This window comes from Streptomyces sp. NPDC047117, assembly GCF_040643545.1.
In the GTDB taxonomy this organism is placed as follows: Bacteria; Actinomycetota; Actinomycetes; order Streptomycetales; family Streptomycetaceae; genus Streptomyces.
The window spans coordinates 302,191-314,560 of record NZ_JBEYUN010000008.1 but is presented as its reverse complement, the minus strand read 5'-3'; the positions used below and the strand labels follow the sequence as shown (position 1 = coordinate 314,560).

10 protein-coding genes are annotated in these 12,370 nt (G+C 70.0%); 9 read left to right on the top strand and 1 reads right to left on the bottom strand.

Annotated elements, in window-relative coordinates:
* Positions 1-43 precede the first annotated feature (43 nt).
* From ftsW to ABZ840_RS18125, 9 genes are all read left to right on the top strand, one after another.
* Positions 44-1,336, top strand: coding sequence for a putative lipid II flippase FtsW (ftsW, locus tag ABZ840_RS18165; protein ID WP_361560687.1), 1,293 nt, complete (start codon positions 44-46; stop codon positions 1,334-1,336).
* A 6-nt stretch (positions 1,337-1,342) separates the two neighbouring features.
* Positions 1,343-2,434, top strand: a complete 1,092-nt coding sequence (murG, locus tag ABZ840_RS18160) for an undecaprenyldiphospho-muramoylpentapeptide beta-N-acetylglucosaminyltransferase (RefSeq protein WP_361560684.1) — start codon at positions 1,343-1,345, stop codon at positions 2,432-2,434.
* 22 nt (positions 2,435-2,456) lie between these two features.
* The gene (locus ABZ840_RS18155) at positions 2,457-3,305 is read left to right on the top strand and encodes an FtsQ-type POTRA domain-containing protein (protein ID WP_361560681.1); all 849 of its coding nucleotides are present in this window, start codon (positions 2,457-2,459) and stop codon (positions 3,303-3,305) included.
* A 275-nt stretch (positions 3,306-3,580) separates the two neighbouring features.
* Positions 3,581-4,801, top strand: coding sequence for a cell division protein FtsZ (gene ftsZ / locus ABZ840_RS18150; RefSeq protein WP_052865836.1), 1,221 nt, complete (start codon positions 3,581-3,583; stop codon positions 4,799-4,801).
* A 35-nt stretch (positions 4,802-4,836) separates the two neighbouring features.
* Positions 4,837-5,565, top strand: a complete 729-nt coding sequence (gene pgeF, locus ABZ840_RS18145) for a peptidoglycan editing factor PgeF (protein WP_361560677.1) — start codon at positions 4,837-4,839, stop codon at positions 5,563-5,565.
* A gap of 3 nt (positions 5,566-5,568) precedes the next feature.
* On the top strand, positions 5,569-6,288 hold the full coding sequence (locus tag ABZ840_RS18140; RefSeq protein ID WP_361560674.1) for a YggS family pyridoxal phosphate-dependent enzyme: 720 nt from the start codon (positions 5,569-5,571) through the stop codon (positions 6,286-6,288).
* A 124-nt stretch (positions 6,289-6,412) separates the two neighbouring features.
* The gene (gene sepF, locus ABZ840_RS18135; RefSeq protein ID WP_361560671.1) at positions 6,413-7,042 is read left to right on the top strand and encodes a cell division protein SepF; all 630 of its coding nucleotides are present in this window, start codon (positions 6,413-6,415) and stop codon (positions 7,040-7,042) included.
* A gap of 61 nt (positions 7,043-7,103) precedes the next feature.
* Positions 7,104-7,400 (top strand): YggT family protein, encoded by a 297-nt coding sequence (locus ABZ840_RS18130; RefSeq protein ID WP_223734728.1) that lies wholly within the window; start codon positions 7,104-7,106, stop codon positions 7,398-7,400.
* Between the two features lie 49 nt (positions 7,401-7,449).
* Positions 7,450-8,568: a DivIVA domain-containing protein gene (locus tag ABZ840_RS18125; RefSeq protein ID WP_361560668.1), complete on the top strand. Its 1,119-nt coding sequence runs from the start codon at positions 7,450-7,452 to the stop codon at positions 8,566-8,568.
* A 299-nt stretch (positions 8,569-8,867) separates the two neighbouring features.
* Here ABZ840_RS18125 and ileS read toward each other — a convergent pair whose 3' ends face one another.
* Positions 8,868-12,011, bottom strand: coding sequence for an isoleucine--tRNA ligase (gene ileS / locus ABZ840_RS18120; protein ID WP_361560665.1), 3,144 nt, complete (start codon positions 12,009-12,011; stop codon positions 8,868-8,870).
* Between the last annotated feature and the right edge of the window lie 359 nt (positions 12,012-12,370).

The window sequence follows — 12,370 nt, the reverse complement described above, 5'->3', positions numbered from 1 at the left end:
CGTCCTGGACGCGCGGCGCTGCGCAACTGTGGAGGGGACGAGGATGACGGCCCTACCGGGCAAGCCGAGGCCCGTCGGTCCGGCCGGGCCGCCGGCCTTCTACACGCGCCTGAAGCGGGCCTGGGACCGGCCGCTGACGGCGTACTACATCGTCCTCGGCGGCAGCCTGCTGATCACGGTGCTCGGCCTGGTCATGGTCTACTCCGCCTCGCAGATCAAGGCCCTGCAGTCCGGGCTCGCCCCGGCCTACTTCTTCCGCAAGCAGCTGCTGGCGGCGGTGCTGGGCGGCGGGCTGATGGTGGTGGCCACCAAGCTGCCCGTCCGCGCGCACCGCGCCCTGGCGTACCCGCTGCTGGCCGGCTCCGTGTTCCTGATGTGCCTGGTCCAGGTGCCGGGGATAGGCGTCGCGGTCAACGGCAACCAGAACTGGATCTCGCTGGGCGGCCCCTTCCAGCTCCAGCCCAGCGAGTTCGGCAAGCTGGCCCTGGTCCTGTGGGGCGCCGACCTGCTCGCCCGCAAGCAGGAACGGCGGCTGCTGACGCAGTGGAAGCATCTGCTCGTCCCGCTGATTCCGGCCGCTTTCCTGCTCCTCGGGCTCATCATGCTCGGCGGCGACATGGGCACCGCGATCATTCTCACGGCAATTCTTTTCGGCCTGCTGTGGCTCGCGGGGGCGCCCACCCGGCTCTTCGTCGGCGTGCTGGCCGCGGCCGGCGTCATCGGGGCGCTGCTCATCAAGACCAGCGCCAACCGGATGTCCCGGCTCGCGTGCATCGGCGCGACCGATCCGGGCCCCGGCGACCAGTGCTGGCAGGCCGTGCACGGGATATACGCTCTCGCGTCCGGCGGATTCTTCGGATCCGGTCTCGGCGCGAGTATGGAAAAATGGGGTGAACTCCCTGAACCGCACACCGACTTCATCTTCGCCATCACCGGGGAGGAACTGGGACTGGCGGGGACGCTGTCGGTGCTCGCCCTGTTCGCGGCTCTAGGCTATGCGGGTATCCGCGTGGCCGGACGCACGGAGGATCCCTTCGTACGGTACGCCGCGGGTGGCGTGACCACCTGGATCACGGCCCAGGCCGTGGTCAACATCGGTGCGGTGCTCGGCCTGCTGCCGATCGCCGGTGTCCCGCTCCCGCTGTTCTCCTACGGAGGCTCCGCCCTGCTGCCGACAATGTTCGCCGTCGGACTTCTGATCGCCTTCGCGCGTGACGAGCCCGCGGCGCGGGCGGCGCTGGCCATGCGGCAGCCGGTATTCGCGAGAATGCCGGCTGGGGTGAGACGGAAGACGATGAGACGGCGCGTCAAGAAGCGGCCGTCCGGAGAGCGGTGAATTTCGGTGCATGTCGTACTCGCCGGTGGGGGGACCGCCGGCCACATCGAGCCCGCGCTCGCCCTCGCGGACGCCCTGCGGAGGCAGGACCCGACCGTGGGGATCACGGCACTGGGCACGGAGCGCGGACTTGAGACCCGGCTGGTACCGGAACGCGGTTACGAACTGGGACTGATCCCGGCCGTTCCGCTGCCGCGCAAGCCCACCCCCGAGCTGATCACCGTCCCCGGGCGGCTGCGCGGCACCATCAAGGCCGCCGAGCAGATCCTGGAGCGCACGAAGGCGGACTGCGTCGTCGGCTTCGGCGGTTACGTGGCGCTGCCCGGCTACCTGGCCGCCAAGCGGCTCGGCGTGCCGATCGTCGTGCACGAGGCCAATGCACGGCCGGGCCTGGCCAACAAGATCGGCTCGCGGTACGCCAAGTTCGTCGCCGTCAGCACTCCGGAGAGCAAGCTGCGGGACGCCCGTTACGTCGGCATCCCGCTGCGCCGCACGATCGCGACGCTGGACCGGGCCGCGGTCCGCCCCGAGGCGCGTGCCGCCTTCGGCCTGGACCCGAACCTCCCCACGCTGCTGGTCTCCGGCGGCTCGCAGGGCGCCCGCCGGCTGAACGAGGTCATCCAGGCCGCCGTGCCCGCCTTCCAGCGCGCCGGCATCCAGGTGCTGCACGCGGTCGGTCCGAAGAACGAACTGCCGCAGGTCGACAACATGCCCGGGATGCCGCCGTACGTCCCGGTACCGTACGTGGACCGGATGGACCTCGCGTACGCCGCGGCCGACATGATGCTCTGCCGCGCGGGCGCGATGACCGTCGCCGAGCTGTCCGCCGTCGGGCTGCCCGCCGCGTACGTCCCGCTGCCCATCGGCAACGGCGAGCAGCGGCTGAACGCCCAGCCGGTGGTCAACGCCGGCGGTGGCCTGCTGGTCGACGACGCGCAGCTGTCCCCCGAGTGGGTGCAGGGCAACGTCCTGCCGGTGCTCTCGGACCCGCACCGGCTGTACGAGATGTCCCGCGCGGCCGCCGAATTCGGCCGCAGAGACGCCGACGAACTGCTCGTCGGCATGGTCTACGAAGCGATCGCCTCCCGCCGCGGCTGAGGCGGCCGGAAGGAGAGGGAGCGTGGCCGGACCGACTACCGCCCGTCGTGGTGAGCAGCATCGAGCGCCGGCCGGCCCGCTCGACGACTCCGGAGAAGCGGACGAGCGGCATGGCTCCCGGTTCCGGCGGCTGCGGCTGCCGCGGCCGGGGGCGGGCCGTGCCGGCCGCCCCCGCCGCCGCACCCTCATCGCGGGCACAGTCCTCATAGCGCTGCTGGGCGGCTTCGGTACCTGGGCGCTGTACGGCTCGGACTGGCTCCGGGCCGAGCACGTGCAGGTGCACGGGACCGATGTCCTGACGGAGCGTGAGGTGCGGGCCGCGGCCGAGGTGCCCCTGGGCGCCCCCCTCGCCTCCGTGGACACGGACGGCATCCACGCCCGGCTGGCGGACCGGCTCCGCCGTATCAAGTCGGTCGATGTGGCGCGCTCCTGGCCGGACACGGTCTCCCTGACCGTGACGGAGCGGCAGCCCGTTCTCCTCGTCCAAAAGGGCGGAAAGTTCATTGAAGTGGACGACCGAGGCGTACGGTTCGCCACGGTCGGTACGGCGCCCCGCGATGTACCCCGGCTGGAAATGGACGCGGCGGATTCGCCGAGCCTGCGCCGTTTCGGTATCCCTGCACTGAACCGCGCGGCGGTGAAGGTCGCCACCGCGCTTCCCGATACCGTCAGCAAGGACGTGCGCGTCATCCGTGTACGTTCGTACGACTCGATCACCCTGGAGCTGACCGGCGGACGCCGGGTCGAGTGGGGCAGCGAGGAACGCGGCACAGAAAAGGCCAAGGTACTCGGCGCGCTGCTGAAAGCGGCGCGTGATGCGCGCCACTTCGATGTGAGCGTCCCCAGTGCGCCCGCCGCGTCCGGTAGTTGACGTACGTACGCGCAGGCCAGCACCCTGGATGGCTACCACTACGGGTGATCACATAGGGTGAAAAGAAAAACGGGAGGTTCGGCGTGTTCGTTGAACGTGCGCCGCTTGTCGACTTAGTGTCTCGTTCCAAAGAACCCAGGGAACACAGGCACTGGTAACCCTAAACTTCAACGTTAGGGTTCGGGTCGGCAATACGGACCGTCCCATCGGCATCAGTCGTTGCCCGCAGCACAAGTGAGGCACCGACACGTAACTCGAGGCGAGAGGCCTTCGACGTGGCAGCACCGCAGAACTACCTCGCAGTCATCAAGGTCGTCGGCATCGGCGGCGGTGGCGTGAACGCCATCAACCGGATGATCGAGGTCGGGCTCAAGGGCGTCGAGTTCATCGCGATCAACACCGATGCGCAGGCGTTGCTGATGAGCGACGCCGACGTCAAGCTCGACGTCGGCCGTGAGATGACGCGTGGCCTCGGCGCCGGCGCCAACCCGGACGTGGGCCGCAAGGCGGCCGAAGACCACCGCGAGGAGATCGAGGAGGTCCTCAAGGGGGCCGACATGGTCTTCGTGACCGCGGGCGAGGGCGGCGGCACCGGTACGGGCGGCGCGCCCGTGGTCGCCAACATCGCGCGCTCCCTGGGCGCCCTGACGATCGGTGTGGTCACCCGGCCGTTCACCTTCGAGGGCCGCCGTCGCGCCAACCAGGCCGAGGACGGCATCGCGCAGCTGCGCGAAGAGGTCGACACGCTCATCGTCATCCCGAACGACCGGCTGCTGTCCATCTCGGACCGCCAGGTGAGCGTTCTTGACGCGTTCAAGTCCGCCGACCAGGTACTGCTGTCCGGTGTCCAGGGCATCACCGACCTGATCACCACCCCGGGCCTGATCAACCTCGACTTCGCCGACGTGAAGTCCGTGATGTCCGAGGCCGGCTCGGCCCTCATGGGCATCGGCTCCGCGCGCGGCGACGACCGTGCGGTGGCCGCGGCCGAGATGGCGATCTCCTCGCCGCTGCTGGAGGCGTCCATCGACGGCGCCCGTGGCGTGCTGCTGTCCATCTCCGGCGGCTCCGACCTCGGCCTCTTCGAGATCAACGAGGCGGCCCAGCTGGTCAGCGAGGCGGCACACCCGGAAGCCAACATCATCTTCGGTGCGGTCATCGACGACGCGCTGGGCGACGAGGTCCGCGTGACGGTCATTGCCGCGGGCTTCGACGGCGGTCAGCCGCCGGCCCGCCGCGAGAACGTGATCAGCTCCTCCTCCGGCAAGCGCGAGGAGCCGGCGGCCCCGGCGAGCCGTCCGGCCGCGCCCCCGGAGCCCCGCCCGGCCTTCGGCGGCCTCGGCTCCGTCCCGGTGCGCGACGAGGAGCCGGCCCCGGCCGAGCCCGCGCCGGTCAACGAGGCCCCGGCGCCCCCGGTCACCCCGCAGGTCCCCCCGGCCCGTCCGTACACGGACACCACGGCCGAGGAGCTGGACGTCCCGGACTTCCTGAAGTAGCCGAAGACCCAGCAGTGATAGGACAGCAGCACTCTGTGCTGACGGACGACGCGAGCGGCGCGCACTTCGCCTTCACCGACCGGTGGGGCGGGGTGAGCGCCGCTCCGTATGCCGCGCTCAACCTCGGCGGCGCCGTGGGCGACGACCCGCAGGCGGTACGGACCAATCGTGAGCTGACGGCCAAGTCCCTGGGACTGGATCCGGCCGATGTGGTCTGGATGAACCAGGTGCACGGGCGGGACGTGGCAGTCGTGGACGGACCGTGGCGGGACGGGGCCGACGTGCCCTGTGTGGACGCGGTCGTGACGGCCCGCCGGGGCCTCGCCCTCGCGGTCCTCACCGCCGACTGCACCCCCGTCCTCCTCGCCGACCCGGTCGCCGGAGTGGTGGGAGCCGCGCACGCCGGACGCCCCGGCCTGGTCGCCGGCGTCGTTCCGGCCACCGTCGAGGCGATGACCGCTCTGGGCGCCGATCCCGCGCGGATCACCGCCCGTACCGGCCCCGCGGTCTGCGGCGGCTGCTACGAAGTGCCCGAGGCGATGCGTGCCGACGTGGCCGCCGTGGTGCCCGAGGCGTACGCGACCACCACGTGGGGCACCCCCGCGGTCGACGTGGGGGCCGGAGTGGCCGCCCAACTCGCCCGGTGCGGTGTGCGGATGCGTGAACATTCCCACATCTGCACGCTGGAGTCGGCGGATCATTTCTCCTATCGGCGCGACCGCACGACGGGGCGGCTCGCGAGCTATGTATGGCTGGACGGCTGAGCTGTGACGGACCGTAGAACAGAACTGGCCGAGAACCTGGCCCGGGTGGAGGACCGTATCTCCGCCGCTTGTGCCGAAGCCGGTCGTAATCGTGACGATGTCACCCTGATTGTGGTCACAAAGACATACCCGGCCAGCGATGTCCGTATCCTTTCGGAATTGGGCATCCGGCACGTCGCGGAGAACCGGGACCAGGACGCTGCACCCAAGGCAGAGGCCTGCTCCGATTTGCCCCTTACTTGGCATTTCGTCGGTCAATTGCAGACAAATAAGGTCCGGTCCGTAACTGGTTATGCGGATATCGTGCAGTCCGTGGACCGGGCCAAGCTCGTCACCGCGCTCTCCAAGGAAGCGGTGCGCTCCGGACGCGAGCTGGAGTGCCTGATCCAGGTGGCGCTCGACGCCGAGTCGGACGCGCGCGGCGACCGTGGCGGCGTGGGTCCGGGCGGGGTCGCGGCGCTGGCCGACGCGGTGGCGGCGGCCGAGGGGCTGCGGCTGGGGGGCCTGATGACGGTCGCCCCGCTGGCCGGGCCGTTCGCGGGCCGCCAACGTGCGGCTTTCGACCGGCTGATGGAAATCTCATCCGGCCTGCGCGCGAGTCATCCTGCTGCGAAAATGGTCTCAGCGGGAATGAGTTCGGATCTCGAGGACGCGGTGGCCGCCGGTGCGACACATGTACGCGTCGGCACTGCGGTACTCGGAGTCCGACCACGGCTCGGGTAACGTCGCGAAGCAAGTCGGACCACAGCACAAAATATGGTCATTACCGTCAAAAGACGGGCAGGCCGAGTGGATCCAAGGCGACCGGTGACGGAGCCGATCCACCACAGAGCGGAGGACGCAGAGAATGGCCGGCGCGATGCGCAAGATGGCGGTCTACCTCGGCCTCGTGGAGGACGATGGGTACGACGGCCGGGGCTTCGACCCCGACGACGACTTCGAGCCCGAACTCGACCCGGAGCCCGAGCCCGAGAGGCGGCAGCAGCATCAGCAGCACCAGCCGCCCACCGAGGCACGCCCCGAACGGGACGAACCGGTACGAGTCGTCCAGCCACCGGCGCAGCGCGAGTCCCCGCCGCCGGCCACGGAAAACGGACGACCCGCCCGAATCGCACCCGTGGCGTCCATCACACCCGAACGCCCGAACCTGGAGAAGAACGCACCGGTGATCATGCCCAAGGTTGTGTCCGAGCGGGAGCCCTACCGCATCACTACGCTGCACCCCCGGACCTACAACGAGGCCCGTACCATCGGGGAACACTTCCGTGAGGGCACTCCGGTGATCATGAATCTGACGGAGATGGACGACACGGACGCGAAGCGACTTGTCGACTTTGCGGCCGGGTTGGTGTTTGGTTTGCACGGCAGCATCGAGCGGGTGACACAGAAGGTGTTCCTGCTGTCTCCTGCTAACGTCGATGTCACGGCGGAGGACAAGGCTCGCATCGCAGAGGGCGGGTTCTTCAACCAGAGCTGAGACGCAACACCGGGCACACCGGCCGTAGGGCCACACAGGCAAGGGGAGAGGGAAGCGCGAGATGGGCATCGCACTGCAGGTGATCTACATCGCGCTGTACTGCTTCCTCGTTGTGCTGATCTTCCGGCTGGTGATGGACTATGTCTTCCAGTTCGCCCGTTCATGGCAACCCGGCAAGGCGATGGTGGTCGTACTGGAGGCCACTTACACTGTTACCGATCCGCCACTCAAGCTTCTGCGGCGAGTCATACCGCCGCTGCGTCTCGGGGGCGTGGCGCTCGATCTGTCCTTCTTCGTACTGATGATCATCGTCTACATCCTGATCACCGTCGTGAGCAACGTCGTGAGCAAGTTGTGAACGATACGGTCTTGCCGATTGCCGACGACTACGTTGAGGTGAAGAAGAGATGCCGTTGACCCCCGAGGACGTGCGGAACAAGCAGTTCACGACCGTCCGCCTCCGAGAAGGCTATGACGAGGACGAGGTCGATGCCTTCCTCGATGAGGTCGAAGCAGAACTGACCCGTCTGCTCCGGGAGAACGAGGACCTGCGCGCCAAGCTGGCCGCGGCGACCCGTGCCGCCGCGCAGAACCAGCAGCAGCAGGGGATGCGCAAGCAGCAGCAGGAACAGGACGGCCCGCCGCAGCAGCAGCAGCGGCCCGGTGCCCCTGTGCCCGCCGCCATATCCGGTCCGCAGCCGGTCCCGCCCGGCCAGCAGCAGGGGATGGGCGGACCGCCCCAGCTGCCCGGCGGTGCACCGCAGCTGCCCGCAGGTCCCGGTGGCCACGGCCCCGGTCCGCAGGGTCCGCACGGCGGTCAGATGGGCCCCGGCGGTCCCATGGGCGGCCCGATGGGCGGCCCCGGCGGTGGCCCGCAGCTGCCGCAGCCGGGCCAGGGTGGCCCCGGCGGTGACAGCGCGGCTCGCGTGCTGTCGCTGGCGCAGCAGACCGCCGACCAGGCGATCGCGGAGGCCCGTTCCGAGGCCAACAAGATCGTCGGCGAGGCGCGCAGCCGCGCCGAGGGCCTGGAGCGGGACGCCCGCGCCAAGGCCGACGCGCTGGAGCGGGACGCGCAGGAGAAGCACCGCGTCGCGATGGGCTCCCTGGAGTCCGCCCGCGCCACGCTGGAGCGCAAGGTCGAGGACCTGCGCGGCTTCGAGCGCGAGTACCGCACGCGTCTGAAGTCGTACCTGGAGAGCCAGCTGCGTCAGCTGGAGAACCAGTCCGACGACTCGCTCGCCCCGCCGCGGACCCCGGCTGCCGCTTCGCTGCCGGCGTCCCCGTCGATGGCGTCGGCCGGTGCCGGCTCCATGGGCGGCGGCTCCAGCCACACCATGGGCGGCAACCAGTCCATGGGCGGTCACGGCGGCTCCAACGGCAGCAACGCCCCGTCGTACGGCAGCCAGCAGCAGATGTCGCCGGCCATGACGCAGCCGATGGCGCCGGTGCGGCCGCAGGGTCAGCAGCAGATGCAGCAGGCGCCCTCGCCGATGCGTGGGTTCCTCATCGACGAGGACGACAACTAGGCGCTGTCGCGCCGGGTGACCGACGCGGCGATGTAGTCGGCAATCAGGGCCGGGCCCCTGGGGATCTTCCCCGGGGGCCCGGCCCTTTTCGCCGTTCGGCGTGGGCCCACGTTTTCGCCTTCGGCGTGTGCCGATGTTCGCCGTGGGCGGGCAGGTCGGCGGCGGGCTGCGGCGCCGTTGTGGTTGCTCGCGCAGTTCCCCGCGCCCCCTACGGGGCGCCCGATGCCGACGGCGAGAGACAGAAACACCGAGGCCCCCGGTTCGCTCGAACCGGGGGCCTCGGTATGTCGTTCGTACGGTTATGCCTTGCGCAGGCGGAAGGTCAGCGACAGGGCCTCGTCGGCGAAGGGCTCGCCGTAGGCGTCGTCCGCCTCACCCGCTGCGAAGTCGGTCGCCAGTACCTCGTCGGAGATCAGGGCCGCGTGGTCGGCCAGGGCCGTACGGACCTCCTCGTCCTCCGAGTTCCAGCGCAGCGCGATCCGGTCCGCGACGTCCAGGCCGCTGTTCTTGCGGGCCTCCTGGATCAGGCGGATGGCGTCCCGGGCCAGGCCGGCGCGGCGCAGCTCCGGGGTGATCTCCAGGTCCAGGGCGACCGTGGCGCCGGAGTCGGACGCCACCGACCAGCCCTCGCGCGGGGTTTCGGTGATGATGACCTCGTCCGGTGCCAGGGTGACCGTCTCGCCGTCGACCTCGACCGAGGCCGTGCCCTCGCGGAGGGCCAGCGACAGGGCGGCGGCGTCCGCGTTCGCGATGGCCTTGGCGACCGCCTGGACGCCCTTGCCGAACCGCTTGCCCAGGGCGCGGAAGTTGGCCTTGGCCGTCGTGTCGACCAGCGAGCCGCCCACCTCGGAGAGGGACGCCAGGGAACTGACGTTCAGCTCCTCGGTGATCTGGGCGCGCAGGTCGTCGGAGAGCGTCTCGAAGCCGGACGCGGCGACGAGGGCGCGGGACAGCGGCTGCCGGGTCTTCACGCCGGACTCGGCACGGGTGGCGCGGCCCAGCTCGACCAGCCGGCGGACCAGGACCATCTGCGTGGAGAGCGTCGGGTCGATCGCGGAGCTGTCCGCCACCGGCCAGGACGAGAGGTGCACGGAGTCCGGCGCGTCCGGGGTGACCGGCACGACCAGGTCCTGCCAGACCCGTTCGGTGATGAACGGGGTGAGCGGCGCCATCAGGCGGGTGACCGTCTCGACGACCTCGTGCAGGGTGCGCAGCGCGGCCGCGTCGCCCTGCCAGAAGCGGCGGCGCGAGCGGCGGACGTACCAGTTGGAGAGGTCGTCGACGAAGGCGGACAGCAGCTTGCCGGCGCGCTGGGTGTCGTACGCCTCCAGCGCCTCCGTGACGCCCTCGACCAGCGAGTTCAGCTCGCCGAGCAGCCAGCGGTCCAGGATCGGGCGGTCCGCGGGGGCCGGGTCGGACGCGGTGGGCGCCCAGCCGGTCGTACGGGCGTACAGCGCCTGGAAGGCGACGGTGTTCCAGTACGTCAGGAGCGTCTTGCGGACGACCTCCTGGATCGTGCCGTGACCGACCCGGCGCGCGGCCCAGGGGGAGCCGCCGGCGGCCATGAACCACCGGACCGCGTCCGCGCCGTGCTGGTCCATCAGCGGGATCGGCTGGAGGATGTTGCCCAGGTGCTTGGACATCTTCCGGCCGTCCTCGGCCAGGATGTGGCCCAGGCAGACGACGTTCTCGTAGGACGACTTGTCGAAGACGAGCGTGCCGACGGCCATCAGCGTGTAGAACCAGCCGCGGGTCTGGTCGATGGCCTCGGAGATGAACTGCGCCGGGTACCGCTTCTCGAAGATCTCCTTGTTGCGGTACGGGTAGCCCCACTGCGCGAAGGGCATCGAACCCGAGTCGTACCAGGCGTCGATGACCTCGGGGACGCGTACGGCCTCCGCCGAGCAGCCCTCGTGGGAGCAGGTGAAGGTCACGTCGTCGATGAAGGGGCGGTGCGGGTCCAGGCCCGTTTGGTCGGTGCCGGTCAGCTCCGACAGCTCGGCGAGCGAGCCGACGACGGTGAGGTGGTCCTCCTCGCAGCGCCAGATGGGCAGCGGGGTGCCCCAGTAGCGGTTCCGGGAGAGCGCCCAGTCGATGTTGTTGTTCAGCCAGTCACCGAAGCGGCCGTGCTTGACCGACTCCGGGTACCAGTTGGTCTTCTCGTTCTCCCGCAGCAGGGCGTCCTTGACCGCGGTCGTGCGGATGTACCAGGACGGCTGGGCGTAGTACAGCAGCGCGGTGTGGCAGCGCCAGCAGTGCGGGTAGCTGTGCTCGTACGCGACGTGGCGGAAGAGCAGGCCGCGCGCGTCGAGGTCGGCGACCAGCGCCTCGTCGGCCTTCTTGAAGAACTGCCCGCCGACCAGGGCGAGGTCCTCCTCGAAGGTGCCGTCGGGACGGACCGGGTTCACCACCGGCAGGCCGTAGCCCTTGCAGGTCTTGAGGTCGTCCTCACCGAAGGCGGGCGCCTGGTGGACCAGGCCCGTGCCGTCCTCGGTGGTGACGTACTCGGCGTTGACGACGAAGTTGGCGCCTTCGAGCTCGACCAGGCCGAACGGGCGCTCGTACGCCCAGCGTTCCATCTCGCGGCCGGTGAAGGTCTGCCCCGTCGTCGTCCAGCCCTCGCCCAGCGCCTTCTCGACGAGCTGCTCGGCGACGACCAGCTTCTCGTTGCCGTCGGTGGCGACGACGTAGGTGACGTCGGGGTGCGCGGCGACCGCGGTGTTGGAGACCAGCGTCCACGGCGTGGTCGTCCAGATCAGCAGTGCCGCCTCGCCGGCCAGCGGGCCGGAGGTTAGGGGCAGGCGGACGTAGACCGAGGGGTCGACGACCGTCTCGTACCCCTGGGCCAGCTCGTGGTCCGAGAGGCCGGTGCCGCAGCGGGGGCACCAGGGGGCGACGCGGTGGTCCTGGACCAGCAGGCCCTTGTTGAAGATCTCCTTCAGCGACCACCACACCGACTCGATGTACTCGGGGTTCATCGTGCGGTACGCGTCGTCGAGGTCGACCCAGTAGCCCATCCGGGTGGTCAGCTCGGCGAAGGCGTCGGTGTGGCGGGTCACCGACTCACGGCACTTGGCGTTGAACTCGGCGATGCCGTACGCCTCGATGTCCTTCTTGCCGTTGAAGCCCAGCTCCTTCTCCACGGCGAGCTCCACGGGCAGGCCGTGGCAGTCCCAGCCGGCCTTCCGGCCGACGTGGTAGCCCTGCATGGTGCGGAAGCGCGGGAAGACGTCCTTGAAGACGCGGGCCTCGATGTGGTGCGCGCCCGGCATGCCGTTCGCCGTGGGCGGGCCCTCGTAGAACACCCACTCCGGGCGCCCCTCGGACTGGTCGAGAGTGCGCGCGAAGACCTTCTGCTCCTGCCAGAAGTCGAGCACGGCATGCTCGAGCGCTGGCAGGTCCACCTGCGCGGGCACCTGGTTGTACTGGGGTGTGGAACTCATCGGGGGCTTCCTCCGGCGGACACCGCTTGCGTTCTCCGACCGGAGGGACGAGAGCCGGCTGCTCCCGCGGTACCACCCTCCTTGGCCGAGGCGGAACTCCTCGGCCCCCTCATTGGGGTCGCGATGCCGGGTCTACTGGCACCCAGGGGTCCTGGGGCGTTCTTCCGGCGGCTCCGGGGTGATCTTCACGTCGCGCACACCCCCGGGCTCCCACCGTCCCCGGGTCGCTCTTGGCTGCGTGCGGCGCTACTCGTCCCATCCACGCTTTTCGCTCCGGCCAGTGTACGGGGCGTGGCCCGTTGCGGCCGACCGCTTTTCCCGCTGCGCCGACCGAGGTACCGGCGCCGGGAACCTTGACC